The organism is Skermanella mucosa, from assembly GCF_016765655.2.
GTDB classification, from domain to species: domain Bacteria; phylum Pseudomonadota; class Alphaproteobacteria; order Azospirillales; family Azospirillaceae; genus Skermanella; species Skermanella mucosa.
In genome coordinates this window covers 1-18,525 of record NZ_CP086108.1, presented here as the reverse complement: position 1 = coordinate 18,525, position 18,525 = coordinate 1, and the positions used below count along the sequence as shown (strand labels likewise).

16 protein-coding genes are annotated in these 18,525 nt (G+C 65.9%); 7 read left to right on the top strand and 9 right to left on the bottom strand.

All coding sequences use genetic code 11. From position 1 onward, the window contains the following. Window positions 1-662: 662 nt before the first annotated feature. The 3 genes from JL100_RS33090 to JL100_RS33080 form a co-directional block, all read right to left on the bottom strand. Window positions 663-2,303 (bottom strand): M20/M25/M40 family metallo-hydrolase, encoded by a 1,641-nt coding sequence (locus JL100_RS33090; protein ID WP_202684732.1) that lies wholly within the window; start codon window positions 2,301-2,303, stop codon window positions 663-665. A 256-nt stretch (window positions 2,304-2,559) separates the two neighbouring features. Further along, window positions 2,560-2,817 (bottom strand): type II toxin-antitoxin system Phd/YefM family antitoxin, encoded by a 258-nt coding sequence (locus JL100_RS33085; RefSeq protein WP_202684733.1) that lies wholly within the window; start codon window positions 2,815-2,817, stop codon window positions 2,560-2,562. An 87-nt stretch (window positions 2,818-2,904) separates the two neighbouring features. Next, window positions 2,905-3,759, bottom strand: coding sequence for a LysR family transcriptional regulator (locus JL100_RS33080; protein ID WP_202684734.1), 855 nt, complete (start codon window positions 3,757-3,759; stop codon window positions 2,905-2,907). A gap of 129 nt (window positions 3,760-3,888) precedes the next feature. On the opposite strand from JL100_RS33080, the gene JL100_RS33075 reads away from it, so the two are divergent. After that, window positions 3,889-4,968, top strand: a complete 1,080-nt coding sequence (locus JL100_RS33075; protein WP_407697056.1) for a zinc-dependent alcohol dehydrogenase family protein — start codon at window positions 3,889-3,891, stop codon at window positions 4,966-4,968. A 24-nt stretch (window positions 4,969-4,992) separates the two neighbouring features. On the opposite strand, the gene JL100_RS33070 is transcribed toward JL100_RS33075, so the two are convergent. Further along, window positions 4,993-5,496: a hypothetical protein gene (locus JL100_RS33070; RefSeq protein WP_202684735.1), complete on the bottom strand. Its 504-nt coding sequence runs from the start codon at window positions 5,494-5,496 to the stop codon at window positions 4,993-4,995. Window positions 5,497-5,516: 20 nt separating this feature from the next. Further along, on the bottom strand, window positions 5,517-5,702 hold the full coding sequence (locus JL100_RS33065; protein WP_202684736.1) for a hypothetical protein: 186 nt from the start codon (window positions 5,700-5,702) through the stop codon (window positions 5,517-5,519). A gap of 1,012 nt (window positions 5,703-6,714) precedes the next feature. Here JL100_RS33065 and JL100_RS33060 point away from each other — a divergent pair. After that, a complete protein-coding gene (locus tag JL100_RS33060) occupies window positions 6,715-8,172 on the top strand; it encodes a hypothetical protein (RefSeq protein ID WP_202684737.1) in 1,458 nt (485 codons plus the stop codon). Between the two features lie 279 nt (window positions 8,173-8,451). Here JL100_RS33060 and JL100_RS33055 read toward each other — a convergent pair whose 3' ends face one another. After that, the gene (locus tag JL100_RS33055) at window positions 8,452-9,801 is read right to left on the bottom strand and encodes an IS1380 family transposase (RefSeq protein ID WP_228421149.1); all 1,350 of its coding nucleotides are present in this window, start codon (window positions 9,799-9,801) and stop codon (window positions 8,452-8,454) included. A gap of 591 nt (window positions 9,802-10,392) precedes the next feature. Between JL100_RS33055 and JL100_RS33050 the strand changes: the two genes are divergently transcribed. From JL100_RS33050 to JL100_RS33030, 5 genes are all read left to right on the top strand, one after another. Then, complete coding sequence (locus JL100_RS33050; RefSeq protein ID WP_202683339.1) at window positions 10,393-10,635, top strand: type II toxin-antitoxin system Phd/YefM family antitoxin; 243 nt, start codon at window positions 10,393-10,395, stop codon at window positions 10,633-10,635. A 47-nt stretch (window positions 10,636-10,682) separates the two neighbouring features. After that, a complete protein-coding gene (locus JL100_RS33045) occupies window positions 10,683-11,141 on the top strand; it encodes a type II toxin-antitoxin system VapC family toxin (RefSeq protein WP_202683338.1) in 459 nt (152 codons plus the stop codon). 38 nt (window positions 11,142-11,179) lie between these two features. After that, window positions 11,180-11,482, top strand: coding sequence for a helix-turn-helix domain-containing protein (locus JL100_RS33040; protein ID WP_202683337.1), 303 nt, complete (start codon window positions 11,180-11,182; stop codon window positions 11,480-11,482). A gap of 303 nt (window positions 11,483-11,785) precedes the next feature. Next, the gene (locus tag JL100_RS33035) at window positions 11,786-12,235 is read left to right on the top strand and encodes a helix-turn-helix domain-containing protein (RefSeq protein ID WP_202683336.1); all 450 of its coding nucleotides are present in this window, start codon (window positions 11,786-11,788) and stop codon (window positions 12,233-12,235) included. After that, complete coding sequence (locus tag JL100_RS33030) at window positions 12,235-12,807, top strand: PIN domain-containing protein (protein ID WP_228421747.1); 573 nt, start codon at window positions 12,235-12,237, stop codon at window positions 12,805-12,807. Before JL100_RS33035 ends, JL100_RS33030 begins: the two co-directional genes overlap by 1 nt. Before the next feature lie 7 nt (window positions 12,808-12,814). Here the strand turns inward: JL100_RS33030 and JL100_RS33025 are convergent, their stop codons facing one another. From JL100_RS33025 to JL100_RS33015, 3 genes are all read right to left on the bottom strand, one after another. Next, a complete protein-coding gene (locus JL100_RS33025) occupies window positions 12,815-13,642 on the bottom strand; it encodes an IclR family transcriptional regulator (RefSeq protein WP_228421718.1) in 828 nt (275 codons plus the stop codon). A gap of 343 nt (window positions 13,643-13,985) precedes the next feature. Then, a complete protein-coding gene (gene fdhF, locus JL100_RS33020; RefSeq protein ID WP_202683334.1) occupies window positions 13,986-16,760 on the bottom strand; it encodes a formate dehydrogenase subunit alpha in 2,775 nt (924 codons plus the stop codon). After that, a complete protein-coding gene (locus tag JL100_RS33015) occupies window positions 16,757-18,475 on the bottom strand; it encodes an NAD(P)H-dependent oxidoreductase subunit E (RefSeq protein ID WP_202683333.1) in 1,719 nt (572 codons plus the stop codon). The genes fdhF and JL100_RS33015 overlap by 4 nt, the downstream gene beginning before the upstream one ends. Window positions 18,476-18,525 lie beyond the last annotated feature (50 nt).

Below are 18,525 nucleotides of genomic sequence, written 5' to 3'. Positions count from 1 at the left end.
CGCGGGCTTGAGCCGCGCATCCACGCGCAGACTGCCGTGATGAAGCTTGCGCGTGGATGGCCGGATCAAGTCCGGCCATGAAGAAATGGGGGTGTTCCCGGCGCCCGGCGAGGTGTCCGTGCGTCTGCTCCCCCTGGGGGTATGTCAGCGAATGTCATGATGGCGGCCCCGGGAGTGCTTCGCTTTTCGTCACTTTTCGTCATGCGCGGGCTTGACCCGCGCATCCACGCGCAGACTGCCGTGGTGAAGCTTGCGCGTGGATGGCCGGATCAAGTCCGGCCATGACGAAATGGGGGTGTTCTCGGCGCCCGGCGACGTGTCCGTGCGTCTGCTCCCCCTGGGGGTATGTCAGCGAATGTCATGATGGCGGCCCCGGGAGTGCTTCGCTTTTCGTCACTTTTCGTCATGCGCGGGCTTGACCCGCGCATCCACGCGCAGACTGCCGTGGTGAAGCTTGCGCGTGGATGGCCGGATCAAGTCCGGCCATGACGAAACAGGGGTGTTCTCGGCGCCCGGCGGCGTGTCCGTGCGTCTGCTCCCCCCCGGGGTTATGTCAGCGAATGTCATCAAACGGCGGCACGCCCCGGTTCCCCTATTCACGCTGCAAAGATCCGGCACCGGGGTGCGGCGGGCAGTATGGCAGGGAATGGTGAAGGAATCGCTCACGCCGGCCCGGAGTCCTCCAGCGTCCGCCTTGCGATCCCGCCGACCAGGTCGGGCAGGACGTCGAAGGCGTAAGGGACGCACAGTCGTTCCAGCGGGGTGTGGTAGTCGCGGCCCCAGGGTCCCGCGTTGACGATGGGGACTCCGCCGAGCGCCGGGCCGTCGGGCCAGGCGATGCCGGCGCCCCAGGGCGGGGTGTTGGCGGCGATGACGGGGATGGCGGCCTCGTCCGCCTGGCCCAGGAAGCTCATGTCCGAGATGCCGGGGAAATAGCGCAGCAGCCGGATCGTGGTTCCGTGGCGCCGGGCGACATTGGCGGCGGCCTCGGCGCAGGCGGTTTCCAGCCGGCGCGCCGCAGGGTCTTCCCCCAGGCTGGTCGCCAGGTAGGGCATGGACGCGAAGCCCAGGACGATCGCGGGGCCGGACCGGCCGCTCAGTTCCCAGGCGCGTTCGGTGACGATCCGGCTCTGTTCCGGCAGGTCAAGCCCGCGCTCCGCCGCGTCGCGGGCCGCCTCCGCCAGGGCTTCGGCGGCGGCCGGTCCCCGGCGCTCGACCTCCTGCCGGAGCACGTCGAAGGTCAGCACCGGCACTTCGCCCGTCGGGGTGCCGTGCCGCTCGCCGAGCCGGTCCGTGAAGCCGCGCGCCGCCCGGCCGGCGAGCCGCGCCACGATGCCCAGCACCTCGGCCGGGCCGCGCCGCTGGGTCATGACGTTCCAGAACATCCAGACCCGCTCGGGCGTGGTGACGTTGTAGCCCTGCTTGGTGTCCTTCATGCCGAGCAGGGTCACCCCGGCGGTGACCTCCTCCCCGCTTTCGCCCCGGGTGCGCTCCAGCAGGTCGGGCGCCCATTCCATTTCTGCCGCCAGAGCGCCGGCCAGCGCGCAGGCGCCCAGGCCGCGGAAGGCGTCGGAGGCGTGGGTCGCGCGGCCGACCACCAGGGCGCTGGGCAGGAGCTTGCCGATGGTGCCCAGGGCTACCGCCCGCCCCTCGGTTCCGTCGCCGTCCTCCACCAGGGCGTCCAGGTTGACCGCCGCGACGATCTCCAGCCCCCGGTCGCGGCCCAGGCCGGCCAGGGAGGCTGCGGCGGCGCGGGCGCCGTCGGAGTTGACCTCCTCGTCCGGCACGGCCAGGAACAGCAGGCTGCCCGGATAGTCCGGGTCCGCCGCGGCCTCCTCCATCGCCGCCAGCCCGGCGGCGAGCCCGGCCTTCATGTCCAGCAGCCCGCGGCCGGGCAGGAAGTCCGGCCCGTCCAGGTCGGCGAGCGCCAGCCGTTCCGCCGGGGTCGCCGCCTCCCGGCGCAGCCGTTCCGCCAGGGCGGTTTTCAGCGCCTCCGGCCGGCAGGCGAGGGGCGACAGGTCGCCGTAGTCGTCGATTCCCACGGTGTCGAAATGCCCGGTCAGCACGACGGTGCGCGGCCCCCTGCCCCGCAGCAGCGCGCAGACGCAGGCCCGCGCGTGCCGCCCGCCCGGCACGGGGATGGTCCAGACGTCGCCGGGCCGGCCGGCGAACAGGGGGCTGGCGCGCAGCAGGTCCACCAGCCGCCCGGCGAACCCGGCCTCGTCGGCGGTTCCGGTCACGCTGGGGATTTCCGTCAGGGCGATGGCCCAGCGGGCGGCGGCGGTACCGGGGAGTGTGCTCATGAAGTCGGTTCCGGCTTGCTGTTGGCGACGGGGCGGACGGGCGGGGCCGCCTGCTCGCCCGCGAGCATAGGGAGCATGCCGGGATGTGGCCAGTGCGGCGAGGCCCGGGCCAGCCGGTTCCCTGGCCGGTACCTTACGGGAGCGGGTTTCGACGCATTGACTCGGCAGGCGGGGGTGCTCCGAGTGCCGCTGGATCTGCCGGCAAGGTCGTGATCCGGCGAAAACGGCTTCGGTGAACGTGAGCGCCTTGTCAGGATCAGAAGAGGATGACTTCGGCGCTGCCGCTGAACATTCCCTTTATCGTTTCGTTGTCGGTGTCAATGTCGTCGGGTACGGCGAACCGCCCTTTCGCCACGCCGACTCGTGGACCGGTCGGGACAGGCGACACGGGCACAAGCCGGGCGGCCGGCTTGCCGTCGCGGGAGATGATGATTTCAGCTTCGGTGCCGTTCTCAACCGCCTCGATCAGGCGGGACAGGTTGGATTTCGCCTCAACCATGCTGACGACAGCCATCTTTTGTCCTTCCTGACACAGGTTGGCTGACCAAAGCTATTCCTCCGCATTGGTCGGAGCAAGGGGGGAACCGGCCCGGCGGGCGCATCATCGGCCGGCGAAGCGGTCTATCGTCATGTCGAGCAGGGCGCGGAGGCGTGCCAGCCGGCGCAGGTCCCGGTGATAGCCGACCCAGACGTCGCGTCCGGGCGGCGGTTCGCCGAGGTCGATTTCCGCCAGCTCTTCCAGGGAATCCCCGATCGGCCGGGGCAGCACCGCGAGCCCGGCGCCCGCGGCGCACATGCGGGCCTGGGCGTCCCGGTTGTTGCTGCGGAAGCCGATTCGGGCCTCGGGCAGCATGCGTTTCAGCCAGGCCACGTCCGGCATGGTGCCGAAACCCGTGTCCATGGTCACCAGGGTGCAGCCGCGGCCGTCGCCCGTCCGTGGCAGCGGCCCGCCCGCGACTCCGTACAGGGCGTAGTCGATGCGCGTCAGCTTGCGCTGGACCACCTCCGGCTCCTGGAACGGGCGGATGCGGAAGGCGAGGTCCGCCTCCCGCCGCGCGAGGCTGAGCAGGCGCGCCTCGGTCAGAAGCTCGACCGTCACGCCGGGATGGCTGCGGGCGAAGGCGGCGAAGACCGGGGTCAGCATATGGGTGCCGAACCAGTCGGACGACGACACCCGCACCACGCCTTCCAGCCCCCCGCCCTGCCCGGCCAGCTCGCGTTCCAGGGCGATGGCTTCCTCCTCCATCCGCTCGGCGTGGCGCAGCACGGCCGACCCCTCGTCGGTCAGCACGAAGCCGTCGCTCGTCCGCTGGAACAGGGCGTGGCCGACCGACTCCTCCAGCGCCCGCAGGCGCCGTCCCATGGTCGGCTGCGTCTGGCCGACGCGCCGCGCCGCCGCGCCCAGCGTGCCTTCGCGGGCGATGGCGAGGAAGATCCGAAGGTCGCTCCAGTCCATGGCCGGACCATACGGAAATGCATGGATTCCGTACAGGGACGTTGATCGCCAAACGCCGGCGATGGGCCGACACTGCGCCCCTCGACGACACGGCAAGGATCATGGTGGAAGGATCATGGTGCAGGGATCATGGAGATGGTGAACGGACGATCGAACAGGATGCGGGCGCTGGTGCTGGACTCCCCCGGCGCCCCGTTCCGGCTGGCCAAGGTGGCGCGGCCGGTGCCCGGACCGGGGCAAGTGCTGGTCCGGATCATGGCCAGCGGAGTCAACCCGCTCGACGTCAAGATCCGCGCCGGGGCCGCCGCGCATGCCAGGCAGCCGCTGCCGGCCGTCCTGGGCATCGACCTTGCGGGCGTGGTCGCGGCGGTCGGGCCGGGCGTCACCGCCTTCGAGCCGGGCGACGCGGTTTATGGCATGACCGGCGGCGTGGGCGGCCGGCAGGGCTCGCTCGCCGACTATGCGGCGGTGGAGGCCGAGCTTCTGGCGCCCAAGCCCGCCAACCTGACGATGCGGGAGGTGGCCGCCCTGCCGCTGGTCACCATCACCGCCTGGGAGGGCTTGGTGGACCGGGCCGGCGTCGGCGCCGGCCGGACGGTTCTGGTCCAGGGCGGCGCCGGCGGAGTCGGGCATGTCGCCATCCAGGTCGCCCGCGCCTTCGGGGCGACGGTGTGGGCGACGGGTTCGGCGGACAAGGCGGACGTGATCGCGCGGCTGGGCGCCACGCCGATCGACTATCTGGCCGAGCCGGTGGAGGACTATGTCGCCCGCCACACGCAGGGGCGCGGGTTCGACCTTGTCTACGACACCGTCGGCGGCCCGGTCCTGGACGCCTCCTTCCTTGCGGTCCGGCGGTTCGGGCATGTGGTCAGCGCGCTGGGATGGGGGACGCACGCGCTGGCGCCGCTGTCGTTCCGGGCTGCCACATATTCGGGAGTGTTCACCTTGCTGCCGATGCTGACCGGCGAGGGCAAGGCGCGCCATGGCGAGATCCTGCGGCAGGCGGCGGCGCTGGTGGAGGCCGGCAAGCTGCTTCCCCTGCTCGACCCGCGCCGCTTCTCCCTGGACCGGGCGGCCGACGCCCATGCCGCCGTCGAATCCGGCACGGCCCGGGGCAAGGTCGTCGTCGAGATCGGGGACATGGGAGACGGCGGGGACACGGGAGACGCCGGGGATACCGGGAACATCGGGGACGTCGGCGGCGCGTGACGCCGGGACCTGCCGGCCGGTTCCTCACAGGAGTTGGTTGGTCCGCCTCGGGTCCGGCCACGCGACCGCGATCAGCACGGGGCGGTCATGGGCGGCGGTGCTGTCCGGCTCCGGCGCGAGCGGCACGGCGACGGCCTTGAGCATGCCGTCGCGCTCCGCGGCGCGGGGGCCGGGCGGGATCGGGCCGGAGGCCGCCGCCTGCGCCGCCGATGCGTTGAGGGTCAGCAGGCCGATCCGCATCGCCTGGGCGCGGCTGGCCCAGGCGGTGCCGCGGAAGCCGGCGGGCAGGCCGAGCAGTTCTGCCGCCAGCGGGAACAGGGCGAGGCAGAACGGCGGGTCGGCGCGCGGGCCGTCGCGGACCAGGAGGAGGCGCCGGCGGAACGGCATCCACAGGCGGCCGTCGATCTCGGACCAGCGCGGGTGGCGGCCCTCGCAGGGGCGCTGGGCGTTCCACCAGACGGTGAGCAGCGGGTCGAGCTGGGGGTTCAGCGTGCGCCAGCGGCACGCCGGGTAGCGGTAGGGGAGCACGGGCGGGCCGCCCTTCCCGGCTATTGGACCCGGCCGGCGAGCGTCCCGCCCGCCGCCAGCATGGCCTTGAAGACCGCGCGAACCCGGTCGGCGCCGAGGCCGGAGGCGGCCATGCCGGCGGCGACCATGGCGGGGGTCGGCTCGGGCTCGATGACGGTCAGCCCGGTGTCGCGCAGCAGGCCGACGACGTCCAGGGCGTGGGCCATGAGGGACGCGTGAGGGGCGACGGGGCGGCGGCGGTCTGGTTGGGGGACGGGGCGGTGCTGGGGGAATCGGCAGGATCGTTCTGCATGCGGATCGGACCTTCACGCACGGTCGGAAGAGTAGGCCAAGGGAGGGCGTCTTCCGGAAAGCGCCGGGCGCTCGCCGAAAGCGGGCCGGGAAACCCGGCCGGGCGGCCTGATGGAGTCTGCCGGAGCTTGGTCGCGGTCAGGAACCGCGGGGGGAGCGGCGCGGCGGATGACGGTGCGGCAGGTGACGGTGCGGCAGGTGACGGTGCGGCCGGTGACGGTGCGGGACGGGAACGGGTGTTCCCGCCGCCGCAGGGATCGGGACCCCTGCGGCGGCGGAGAACAAAGATTGGCGCAGGAACGCGCCGGGTGTGGTATGGGCTTGCGTAGCCATCGATGATCTTCCTTGACAGGTGTGATCGGTGGTCAGGCCGGGTGGGGAGCTGGTAACTCCTTGCTCGGCCGCCTCGCGGGGTGCGACGGCACGCGAACAGTGCGCCGAATGCGGGCGCATTGTCAAATACTCTGGTAAGTGGGTGCGGGGTTGGGTGCGGCAACCGAGAGGGTGGCTGCGCGTTGGGAATGTCGCGTCAGTTTGACGCTGGTGCCGGGTGGGGGAGCTACGTGAAGCGGTGGTACCGCTTGAAGGAGACATAAGGCCGATGTGGTGCGTGGGTCAGCGCGCCGACGGCTTGGTATAGTACTCTTGTACAGGACGTTATCGCCATCTGCCATGGGGGAAAACACGGATTCCCTAGCATTTTCTGCTTTGTCGCAACCTTCAACAGTATGTAGCAAGGTATTAGTCAGAAACGGGACCCGAAAAACGAATTACAGAAGTTTGGAGTGTTAACATAATTTAGGGTTAACAATAAACAGGCTGTTATTAGTAGATATCGAAGGAATTTCTCGGAATGTTTTTATAGATTTAGTATGTGATAAAGGCTAAATTTTAGAGCGTACTCCTTTCTGTCATGAGATTCTCATCATGCGAGTTTTTGCAACAGAATTCCCTATCAAACCAGTAAATAATCGTGCTTATTTTGTAGCACAAGTCATGGCTTGGCTGCATGGGACGAAGTACAGTACTGTATTGAATCAGTATGAGCATGAAGTTCTGGAAACCGAAAATGCATACCTCCGGTCAGCCAGCGGAGAAGAACTACGATTCCGGGAGATATCCGACCAAGGGAATTTGAGTGCCATTGGCTTTAGGCATGACTTTGCAGACAATGATGGCCGGCTCTGGCGCACAGAAGTGGTGATAGTCTGCGGTGCCGGTACGGAGCGGCAAGATCTCATCCGCATAAAGACACAATGCATTGCAGTTGAACCTAACGTTAAGTTAGAATTTCCCCGCAAACCATATATAATAAAGTCAATGTTAAATGACAGTTGGGGAGGAAAAGATAATTTATTAGAAGTATCAGACAAGCCGATCTGGCTCAAAGACAATAAAGAATCTATAGATTTAGCCAAAAGCATTGTTCTTGGTCAAGCAAGCCGTTTTCTTCCTGTCATTTATTTGTCAGCTCGGGGTGCATCAACATGGCTACTTGAGAGGAGTCAAATTGAGAAATTGGCTTATGATCTCGGTGGTGTAGCACATGTGATAGTCGAGCCAAGTAAAAAATTCTCTTTTGATTTAAGAGATAAGATCAACGTTGTCATTGCTCACGGAGGGAGAATCGGTATTTCTTTGCCGGGACAAGGTTTTATACGAAAGTTTTTCCCTAATTGGAAGTTACAAGTCGGGCATGATCTTCTCACAGCAGTGAAATCAGCCTCAATCTATGCCCGTAGCGAAATGCCATCAAAAGGTTGGGATTGGACTGAATTGCAGGAGCAAGCGCTCCAAAAGCAACGCATTCGTGATCGTTCCCGACTGAATAACGACGAGATAGAGAAGCTTTATTTAGAAGAGATTGCCAACCTTCGCGATAGGATAAAGCAACTTGAGGAAGAAGTTGCAGTTCGGTCTCAAAATGAAGTATCGTCTCGTGATGAAGAAGGCATTTTGTCTGATCAGTTTATTGAACGCATCGGTAGTGAAATTTATCCTGGTGAGTTTTCAGATCGCATTCGATTGGCGGCAAAGCTTGCCTGTCAGACTGCGGAGCAAACTGGCCTTGATCGTCGAAGCAAAGTGATTCTCACCTCAATCATTAAGAATCTTCCAGTATCCCATGGGTTGATTGAGTTGATTGAAGACCTTGAAAGGGCAACAAAGAACCCTAAGAGGTTAAGGGGTGAATTATCTGTTTTACTTTCTCATCATGGATACATGAAGAAGGCTAATAATAAACATTATCGTATGGAAGCAAATATAGGTTATGATGGCTTAGATAGTATTACACTTCCAAATACTCCGAGTGAAATTCGAGGATTATCAAATCTGAGAAAGCAGATAGAAAGGACTTTAGGGATTTCTAAGCTTTCGGATTGAATAATTCTGCATCCTTTGAGGGTTTCCAGCGGAGTGGTGCGATGGTGGGCATTTTCGGTATCACGGCTGCGGGTATCGCACGATTGACACCGGAGCCTGGGCTTGCTTTTTAGCCGCATTAATGCACCAGGCCGGAAAGCGCTCTGAAGTTCTCTGCCTTTCTTCAACTTTTAGCTGTTCAGGCAAGGGTTGGCCGTAACGCCGATTGGGCGGCGCTGCAATGGTGAGAGGTCTTGAGGTTGGCGGGTTGGGCGGAACAGGGGCACTCGGCCCCGGCGTTCAGGTGACGAGTCGGGGAACCCGCTCCAGGAGCAGGCGCAGGACAGTTTGCTCCGGGCAGGCGGTAGGCAGGTGGACGAGGATTTGCCGCCTGGTCTCGACGATCCGGGCCGCCAGTTTGATCAAACGCAGGCGCAACGAGTCGAACTGGGCGACTCGCCAGCGCGACCGGCGCGGCATCAGGGCGCGCATCGACCACAGCAACCAGTAGGCGCCGGCATGCAGAAACAGCCGGAACTGGTTGGCGGTGGCCTTGTGGCAGGAGGTGCGGTCGGCGCACAGATGCGCCTTCCAGCTCTTTATGTGATTTTCCGCCTGGCCGCGGGCGCAATAGAGTTTCTCATAGAGCCACCGCCCCCGGCCGTGGCGCAGGCTGGTGACGATGAAGCGGGTGTCCGGGCCCTGCGGCCCGACTTCAACGCGCGCAATGATCCGCTCGGTCCGGCTCCAGCTTCCGGCGGCGTCGTAGAATTCCTTGAAGCGCCGGACCTTGGCGGTCCCGGGACCGGCGGCGAACCGGGCGGCGGTGCTGGCCTCCAGGTCGAGGATATGCCGCCGCAGCGTGCTGGTTGGCGCCAGGCCGAGCACATAGTCCAGGCGGTTGGCCCGGCACCAGTTCAGAACCTCGGGGCAGCAGTAATGACTGTCGGCGCGCAGCAGGATCTCGACCTGCGGCCAGTTGGCCCGGATCTGCCGCACGATCCGACGCAGGTGCGCCCGGATCTCAGTGCCTTTGGGTCGCCTGGCCGGACGCAGGATGGCGGTGACGAAGCGCCCGTGCTCGTCGAAAACGACGATCGGCTGGAAGCCGTACTCGTCGTAATGGCCATTGAACAGACGCAGTTGCTGCTCGCCGTGAACGGCATCGAAGGTGTCATCAATATCCAGCACGATCCGCTTTGGGACCTGCCGGAACCCGGCGCAGTAGAAATCGACCAGAGCGCGGCCCATGCGCAGCAGGGCGCGGGTATCGGGCAGGTTCTCCAGGCGCGAGATGGTGGACTGCGAGCACAGGCCAGCATCGTCCGGCAGGCGGTCGAGCGCCAGCTTGAACGCCGGATCCCGGCGCAGGCTGTCGGCGTCGTTGCCGTCCTCGTAGCCGGCCGCGATCATAAGCAGGCGGAAGCGGATGATCTCCGCCAGTCCATGAACGATCCGCCCGGGCGTCCGGGGGTCTTCCAGGCACGCCGCAAGCCGGTCGGCAATCCCGAGCCGCTTCTCGATCTCCCGCAGGCCCAGCACGCCGGCATCGGAGGACAGCCGCCCGCCATCGAAGCGGGCGACCACGGGCTTGCCGGCGACAGGTGACAGGCCGGGCAGCGATGGGGTAAGTTCAACTGTGGCGGGCATAGCAATCCGGATCCGGTGGGATGGGTGTCAGCAGCCGAATCCTAAGCTAGATCAGGGCTTTACGCTATGCCTGCCAGCCCTCGTGCATAATTGCGGTTAGATTCATGGGGGATGGCAAGCAAGATTTATTTGGCATCCCACCTCAGCACTGAGGACCTTGAGTGCCGCTACAAGGCCGCCATGCACGGAGTTGAGCGCAGTCATCTTCAGATCATCTGGCTTCTGAGCTAGGGGCACTCGGAGTTGATGAATCGTCGGTGACGGGTTACTCGCCGACCTGGATCAGCAGGATCGTATGGCGCTACAACGATCACGGGGCCGAGGGGCTGGGCGACCGCCGGCACTCCTCCCCTCACCCCGGCGCCGTGCCGCCCAATTCGTTGGATCGCGTGACCGGAAAGGATATGCAAGCCGGCAGCGCCTTGCCGGCGGCAGAGCGGTGCATCGGCAGGCGGGAGCCGGCATGGACAAGAACCGATCAGGCTGTTTCAAGGTTGACGGCACTTCGCGGAGGCCATTCCGGGCAACAATTGACGCCAACGCTTTGGTCGGTCAAAGTGACTATTGTAGTCTCACGATCGGGAATGCACCATGCGCGAAATCCAGTTGAGGGATGCGAAGGCGTCGCTGTCGGCAGTGATCGACGATGCCGTGCAGGGTTGCCCGTCGGTGATCACGAAGCATGGCAAACCCACGGCCGTCATCGTCAGCTTCGAGGAATGGGAGCGTATGTCGCGGATTCCGTCTTTCGGATGGCTGCTGATGTCGGCTCCGCTCCAGGCGGATGACCTGCCCGAGCGGGATGCTACGCCGATCCGGCCGGCGGATTTCTGATCGTGCCGCCGATCGTTCGACGTGTCCCTGCGTAGCATGCGGCGCAGATGTATCTGGTCGACACCAACGTCCTTTCCCCCGGCGCATCCGCAAGCACTTCGTTATCCATCGGTTCGGTTTCGAGGAACGACTTGCTGGCGTGGATGGATGCCGCGTCGGACCGGCTGTTTCTGTCCGTGGTCACGGTCACCGAGATCGAGGCCGGGATAGCCAAGGCGGCCCGGCATGGAGCGACGCGCAAGGCTGCCGACTTGGCGGAATGGCTCGATGCCCTCGTTCATCTGTACGGGACTCGGATTCTGCCGGTCGATCCGGCGATTGCGCGGCTGGCGGGAAAGCTTGCGGATGTCGCCCAGGGCGGCGGGTTCGCGCCGGGCACGGCGGATATCCTGATCGCGGCGACTGGAATGCGTCATGGGCTTGTCATCCTGACGCGCAACTTCCGGCATTTCGGGCCGCTGGGCGTCGCGGCGATCAATCCGTTCGAAACTCTGCCGACATCATGATCAGCGCGGTGGGGGATCACCCTTGACGGACGAGTTCCATGAATGACGCACAGGATCAAGTCGATCTCGCGGATGCCGATGCCGTGAAGACCCGTTTGGCAGCCGGTGAAACCGAGGTGTTCCCATTCGACGTGGCGGAAAGGATGCTCGATGGCGAACATCCGGTCGCCGTATTGCGTGAGCACCGGAGGTTCACGATCCGGGAACTGGCGGAGGTTGCCGGGGTTTCGCCGTCGCACCTGTCGGGGATCGAGTCGGGGAAGACGCCGGGCAGTTCCGATGTAATGGCGCGGATCGCGGCGGCGCTTCGGGTGCCGTTGGATCTGCTCGCCGAGGGGTGAGCGGGCGGGCGTGCTTGCCGGCGGTCGCTTTGCTCCCGCCGACCTGCGGACTGGATTTCGCCGGGGACGCGGATGCGGGGAGATCCGCGGATCAAGTCCGCGGATGACGGAAGAGAGTAAGAGGGAAGAGGTGAAAGGGCAAGGGAGGCGCCGGGCCTGGAGTTCGCCTCATTCATCACCATGATTGGTCTGGCACGATGACACGTTGAATGCCTCCACCAGCATCCGCTTGGCACGCGCGTTTCGTTTATTGCGTTTGGGGTCCGGAAGGCGCATAAACGGTCAGCTTGCAAGGAGGCAGACATGAACGCGCTGATCAGGAGGCCGGAGAGCGTCGTACCGACTGACGAGGATACCCGACTGGCGGCGGAATTGAGCCGCGTTTTGGCGGCAAACGGCGAGAATGCAGCACTCCGGGTGCAATTGGACGATGGGCGGGCACTGACGCTGCCCATGGCTGCGACCCGGTTGCTGGAGCAAGTATTGACCGAAATGGCACACGGAAATGCCGTCACCCTGATACCCGTCCATGCGGAGCTGACCACACAGGAAGCGGCGGATTACCTGAATGTGTCGCGTCCATACCTGGTGCGTCTGCTTGAAGAGAACTTCATCCCGTTCCACAAAGTCGGGACCCATCGCAGGGTCAGGTTCCAGGACCTGAAGACCTTTAAGGAACAGGCCGATGCGAAGCGTCGGGATGCCATGGGCGAGCTTGTGGCCCAGGCTCAGGAACTGGACCTGGGCTACTGATCTTGGCCGGCTTCACCGTTGTCTATGATGCCTGCGTTCTTTATCCTGCACCTTTACGGGACCTGCTGATCGAACTCGCCGCTGCGAACTTGTTCCGCGCGAAGTGGACTGATGCGATCCATGATGAATGGATCAGGAACTTGCTTTCCAACCGGCCGGATTTGGGTATCGAACGGCTGCGCCGAACACGGGAACTGATGAATACGGCTGTGCTCGATTGCCTGGTCAAAGGTTATGAGCATCTGACTCCCGCCGTTTCTCTGCCGGACGAGGATGACCGCCATGTCGTCGCAGCCGCCATACACTCCCGCGCTGACGCTATCGTGACGTTCAACCTGAAGGATTTCCCGGCGAGCGAGCTATCCAGGCACGATCTCGAAGCGGTCCACCCGGATGAATTCATTCAGCATCTGTTCGAACTGGACGGAGCGGCCGTCGTCATAGCGGCGCAGAGATGTCATCGTAAGCTCAAGAATCCGCCGAAATCCGCAGGGGAATATCTTGATACCCTTCTCCGACAGTCGTTGCCAAAAACCGTGGCTTCTCTTCGGCCCTTCTCCGAGGTGATCTGAAACCGCTTCACCCCGGCGCCGTGCCGCCCAGTTCGTTGGTCACCGCGGCGGCGGCCTGCCGCACCAGTCCGCCCAGCGAGGCCACGCGGTCGTCGGTCACGCGGGCCTTCGGGCCGGACACCGACAGCGCGCCGATCGGCTGGCCGCGCTCGTCATAGATGGTCGCGGCGACGCAGCGCAGGCCGATCGCGTGTTCCTCGTTGTCCACGGCATAGGCGCGGGTGCGGACCTGTTCCAGGTCGGCTTCCAGCGCCTCCAGCGTCGTCAGGGTCGCGGCGGTGAAGCGGGGAAGGCCGCGCTGTTCCATCAGGTTGCGGACATATTGCGGCGCCATGCGGGCCAGCAGCGCCTTGCCGGCGGCGGAGCAATGCAGCGGCAGGCGGGAGCCGGGAGGGGCCAGGGCGCGCATCATCTGGTGGCATTCGACCTGGGCCAGATAGACCACCTCGTGGTTCTCGATGATCGCCAGGTTCACCGTCTCGCTCGCCTGGTCCATCAGCTGGCGCATGCGCGGGCGGGCGAGGTCCACGACGTTGCGGGTCTTCAGGAAGCCGCTGCCGCTGATGAAGGCCTGCACGCCGACATACCAGCTCCGGGTCGCGCCGTCGAAGCGGACATAGCGTTCCTGCTGGAGCGTGGTCAGCAGGCGGTGGGCGGTCGAGGGGGACAGGTCGGCGGCGCGGGCCAGCTCGGTCAGCGACATGGGGCCGTCGGCCTCGCCCAGGATCGTCATGATGTGCAGCGCGCGGACCAGGGACTGGACCGTCTGGGATCGGGGGTCGGCCGCCGTCGCGGACGCTGCCTTGGCGGGGGCCGGCGATTCGGATCGTGTCAATGTCTCTTCCTGGCTTCCCATCACCTGACCCGCGTTGCCGAATGGAGTTCTTTCTTGGACCGGACGGTCTGTCTTCGTCTTGGCCGGAGGTGGCCCGGCGGTGTCCTCCGCTGCCTTCACCGTTGGGGCCGGGGCCGGGTTTCTCCCCTGTCGTCATAGCCGGGCTTGACCCGGCTATCTCTTCCGTTGCCGTCGCGGGTTCGGCCTGGGGGAGATGACCGGGTCAAGCCCGGTCATGACGTTCCAGGGCGGTTGAGGCGGCCGGTGCGGCCGGGGCGGTTGAGGCGGCCGGCGCGGTCGGAGGGTTCGGGGCGGCCGGAGTGGTGGTGACCGCCCCGCTCCCCTACTCTGCCGCCTGGGCGGCTTCCCTCAGCGGTTCGACACGGGCCGCGCAGTACTTGAACTCCGGGATCTTGCCGAAGGGGTCGAGCTGCGGGTTGGTCAGCACGTTGGCGGCGGCCTCGGCGTAGCAGAACGGCATGAAGATCAGGCCGGTCGGCACCGCATAGTCGGCCCGCGCCACCAGTTCCACATGGCCGCGCCGGGTGGAGACGCGCATGCGGTCGCCGCCGTTCAGGCCCATCCGGCGCAGGTCGGCGGGGGCCATGTAGGCGACGGCTTCCGGCTCCAGGTCGTCCAGCACCTGCGCCCGGCGGGTCATCGCGCCGGTGTGCCAGTGCTCCAGCTGGCGGCCGGTGGTCAGCACCATCGGGTACTCGGCGTCGGGCTCCTCGGCCGGCGGGATGATCGCCGCCGGCACCAGCCGGCCGCGGCCCGTCTCGGTCGGGAAACCGTTGCCGAACACGATCTCGTGGCCCGGCTGGTCCGGCGCGTCGCACGGGTAGGTGACGGAATGCTCGCGCTCCAGCCGGTCCCACGTGATGTTCGCCAGCGACGGCATGGCCTTGGTCATCTCGGCGAAGATCTCGCTGGGATGGCTGTAGGTCCAGTTGAGGCCCAGCCGGTTGGCGAGCTGGGTGACGATCTCCCAGTCCTCCCGCGCCTCGCCCGGCAGCGGCAGGGCCTTGCGGCCCATCTGCACCTGGCGGTTGGTGTTGGTCGCCGTGCCGTCCTTCTCCGGCCAGGCGGAGGCCGGAAGGACCACGTCGGCGTACTTGGCCGTCTCGGTCAGGAAGATGTCCTGGACCACGAGATGGTCGAGCTTCGCCAGCGCCTCGCGGGCGTGGCCCACGTCCGGGTCGGACATGGCCGGGTTCTCGCCCATGATGTACATGCCGCTGATCTTGTCGTCATGGATCGCGTCCATGATCTCGACCACCGTCAACCCGCGCTTGCCCGGCAGCTTGGTGCCCCACAGGTCCTCGTAGAACTCGCGGATCGCCGGGGTTTCCACCGACTGATAGTCGGGGAAGACCATGGGGATCAGGCCGGCGTCGGACGCGCCCTGCACGTTGTTCTGGCCGCGCAAGGGATGCAGGCCGGTGCCGGGGCGGCCGATCTGGCCGGTGGTCAGCGCCATCGCGATCAGGCAGCGCACGTTGTCGGTGCCGTGGGTGTGTTGGGACACGCCCATGCCCCAGAAGATGATCGAGGCCTCGGACCGGGCGTAGAGGCGCGCCACGGTGCGCAGCTCGTCGGCCGCGATGCCGCAGATCTCCTCCATCCGCTCGGGCGTGTAGTCCTTGACGTGCTCCTTCAGCTCCTCGAAGTCCTGGGTGTTGGCCTGGACATATTGCTGGTCGTACAGGTTCTCCGTGATGATGACGTTGAGCATGGCGTTCAGCATCGCCACGTCGCGGCCCGGCTTGAACTGGAGCATGTGGGTGGCGAAGCGCTTCAGCGCCTGGCCGCGCGGGTCCATCACCACCAGCTTGGCGCCCCGCTCCACCGCGTTCTTGAAGAAGGTCGCGGCGACCGGATGGTTCTCGGTCGGGTTGGCGCCGATCACCACGATCACCTCGGCGTCCTTGGCCGACATGAAGGGGGCCGTCACCGCGCCGGAGCCGATGCCCTCGATCAGCGCCGTCACCGAGGAGGCGTGGCATAGCCGGGTGCAGTGGTCGACGTTGTTGGTGCCGAAGCCGGTGCGGACCAGCTTCTGGAACAGGTAGGCCTCCTCGTTCGAGCCCTTGGCGGAGCCGAAGCCGGCCAGCGCGTCGCCGCCCCGCTCGTCGCGGATCCTCGCCAGGCCCTTGGCCGCCACCTCCAGCGCCTCTTCCCAGCTCGCGCGGCGGAAGTGGGTCAGCGGGTTCTCGGGGTCGATGTCCACGTCATGCTTGGACACGCCCTCGCGGCGGATCAGCGGAACGGTCAGCCGGTCCTCGTGGTGGACATAGTCGAAGCCGAAGCGGCCCTTGACGCAAAGCCGGTTCTGGTTCGACGGGCCGTCGCGGCCGGTGACCGACAGCAGCTTGTCGTCCTTGATGTTGTAGGTGAGCTGGCAGCCGACGCCGCAATAGGGGCAGACGCTGTCCACCTTGCGGTCGGGCGCCGCCGAGAAGACGCCGGTCTTGGCGTCCACCTGGGTGGCCGGCATCAGGGCGCCGGTCGGGCAGGCCTGGACGCACTCGCCGCAGGCGACGCAGGTGCTGACGCCCATGGGATCGTCGAAGTCGAAGACGATCTTCTCGGCGTGGCCACGCATCGCCATGCCGATCACGTCGTTGACCTGGACCTCGCGGCAGGCGCGGACGCACAGGTTGCACTGGATGCAGGCGTCGAGCTGGACCGCCATGGCGGGGTGGCTGAAGTCCTTCTCGGGCGCCGCGTCGGCGCCGGGGAAGCGGCTGTCGGAGACTTCAAGTCTGTCGGCCCACTGCCAGAAGCGGGCGTCGGGGTCGTGCGCCTCCTTCCGGTCGGGCTGGTCGCCGACCAGCAGCTCGAACACCAGCTTGCGGGCCGACTTGGCGCTCTCGCTGGCGGTGTTGACCTTCATGCCGTTCTGCGGCTTGCGGATGCAGCTCGCGGCCAGCACGCGCTCGCCTTCGACCTCGACCATGCAGGCGCGGCAGTTGCCGTCGGGCCGGTAGCCGGGGGCCGGGGTGTAGCACAGGTGGGGAATCTCGGTGCCGCGACGGTTGGCGACCTGCCAGATGGTCTCGCCGGGACGGGCCTCGACCTCTTCGCCGTCGAGGAAAAATCGGATCGCCTCGGTCATGTCAGGTCCTCCGGGAAATGCTTCATGATCTGTTTGATGGGGTTCATGGCCGCCTGGCCCAGGCCGCAGATCGAGGCCGAGGTCATGACCTTCGCCAGCTCGCCCAGCAGCGGCTGGTCCCAGCGGGGACGCTCCAGCAGCTTGACGGCCTTCTCGGTGCCGGCGCGGCAGGGGGTGCACTGGCCGCAGCTCTCGTCCTCGAAGAACTTCATCAGGTTCAGGCCGACCGCCTTCATGTCGTCCTTGTCGGACAGCACGACCACGGCGGCGGAGCCGATGAAGCAGCCGTGCTGCTCAAGGGTGCCGAAATCCAGCGGGATGTCGCCCATGCTGGCGGGCAGGATCCCGCCGGAGGCGCCGCCGGGCAGGTAGCCCTTGAAGGTATGGCCGTCCTCCATGCCGCCGCAAAACTCGTCGATGAGTTCAGTGATGGTGACGCCGGCGGGGGCCAGCTTGACGCCGGGCTCCTTCACGTGGCCGGAGACGGAGTAGCTGCGCAGGCCCTTGCGGCCGTTGCGGCCGTGGCCGGACCACCATTCCGGGCCCTTCTCGACGATGTCGCGGACCCAGAAGACGGTCTCGATGTTGTTGATCAGCGTCGGCTGGCCGAACAGGCCGACCTGGGACGGGAACGGCGGCTTGTGGCGCGGCAGGCCGCGCTTGCCCTCGATGCTTTCCAGCATCGCCGATTCCTCGCCGCAGATATAGGCGCCGGCGCCGCGCCGCATGTGGATCTTCGTGTGCCGGCTGAGGCCCGCCTGCTCGACCTTGGCGATCTCGCGGTCCAGGATCTCGCGGCACTGGGGGTATTCGTCGCGCAGATAGATGTAGACGTCGGTCGCCTCCACCGCCCAGGCGCCGATCAGCATCCCTTCCAGGAAACGGTTGGGGTCGGTCTCCAGGTAGTGGCGGTCCTTGAAGGTGCCGGGCTCGCCCTCGTCGCCGTTGATCGCCATCAGGCGCGGCCCCGGCTCGGCCCGGACGAAGCGCCACTTGCGCCCGGTCGGGAAGCCGGCGCCGCCCAGGCCGCGCAGGCTGGAGCCTTCGAGGGTGGTCAGGATCGATTCCAGGTCGCGGGTGCCGTCCAGGCACTCCTCCAGCAGCTTGTAGCCGCCGCCGGCGCGGTAGTCGTCGAACCCGTGATAGTCGGGGACGTGGGGGTGGGTGTGGCCGGCGTCGAGCGCCTGTTTGACGTTCTCCACCGTGGCGTGTTCGTGCAGGGCATGGCCGAGCGCCACCGCGGGGGCGTTGTGGCAGGCGCCCATGCAGGGCGCGCGGACGACGCGGACATTGGGGCCGACGGCGTCCGGCAGGGCTTCGAGCAGCTTGGCGGCACCCTTCAGCTCGCAGGTCAGGCTGTCGCACACCCGGATCGTGAGCGGCGGCGGAGCTTCCTCCCCGTCGAACACGATGTCGAAATGGGCGTAGAAGCTGGCGACCTCGTACACCTCGACCAGGGCCAGCCGCATCTCCTGCGCCAGCGCCACCAGGTGGCGCGCGTGCAGGGCGTGGTAGCGGTCCTGGAGGAGGTGCAGATGCTCGATCAGCAGGTCCGGCCGGCGGGGACGGTCGCCCAGCAGGTCCTGGACCTCGGCCAGCGCGATCAGGTCAACCTGGCGCCCCCTCGGTTGCCCACGGGTCTTGCGGCGCCCCGCACCTGGGTGCTTCTGGTTGGGGTGCCCGTTGTTGGGTTCGTTGGGAATGGCCGTGTCCATGGTTTCCTGCCCCTGCCTCTTCGTTCTCTTCTTACCTCGCCGCCGGCAGC

Excerpts from the sequence above, each read along its gene's own strand:
- JL100_RS33050 (WP_202683339.1), top strand. The coding sequence starts at position 10,393 with ATGCGCGAAATCCAGTTGAGGGATGCGAAGGCGTCGCTGTCGGCAGTG.
- JL100_RS33065 (WP_202684736.1), bottom strand. The coding sequence starts at position 5,702 with ATGGCCCACGCCCTGGACGTCGTCGGCCTGCTGCGCGACACCGGGCTG.
- JL100_RS33090 (WP_202684732.1), bottom strand. The coding sequence starts at position 2,303 with ATGAGCACACTCCCCGGTACCGCCGCCGCCCGCTGGGCCATCGCCCTG.
- JL100_RS33035 (WP_202683336.1), top strand. The coding sequence starts at position 11,786 with ATGAACGCGCTGATCAGGAGGCCGGAGAGCGTCGTACCGACTGACGAG.
- JL100_RS33080 (WP_202684734.1), bottom strand. The coding sequence starts at position 3,759 with ATGGACTGGAGCGACCTTCGGATCTTCCTCGCCATCGCCCGCGAAGGC.
- JL100_RS33085 (WP_202684733.1), bottom strand. The coding sequence starts at position 2,817 with ATGGCTGTCGTCAGCATGGTTGAGGCGAAATCCAACCTGTCCCGCCTG.
- JL100_RS33060 (WP_202684737.1), top strand. The coding sequence starts at position 6,715 with ATGCGAGTTTTTGCAACAGAATTCCCTATCAAACCAGTAAATAATCGT.
- JL100_RS33015 (WP_202683333.1), bottom strand. The coding sequence starts at position 18,475 with ATGGACACGGCCATTCCCAACGAACCCAACAACGGGCACCCCAACCAG.
- JL100_RS33040 (WP_202683337.1), top strand. The coding sequence starts at position 11,180 with ATGAATGACGCACAGGATCAAGTCGATCTCGCGGATGCCGATGCCGTG.
- JL100_RS33045 (WP_202683338.1), top strand. The coding sequence starts at position 10,683 with ATGTATCTGGTCGACACCAACGTCCTTTCCCCCGGCGCATCCGCAAGC.
- JL100_RS33075 (WP_407697056.1), top strand. The coding sequence starts at position 3,889 with ATGGAGATGGTGAACGGACGATCGAACAGGATGCGGGCGCTGGTGCTG.
- JL100_RS33055 (WP_228421149.1), bottom strand. The coding sequence starts at position 9,801 with ATGCCCGCCACAGTTGAACTTACCCCATCGCTGCCCGGCCTGTCACCT.
- fdhF (WP_202683334.1), bottom strand. The coding sequence starts at position 16,760 with ATGACCGAGGCGATCCGATTTTTCCTCGACGGCGAAGAGGTCGAGGCC.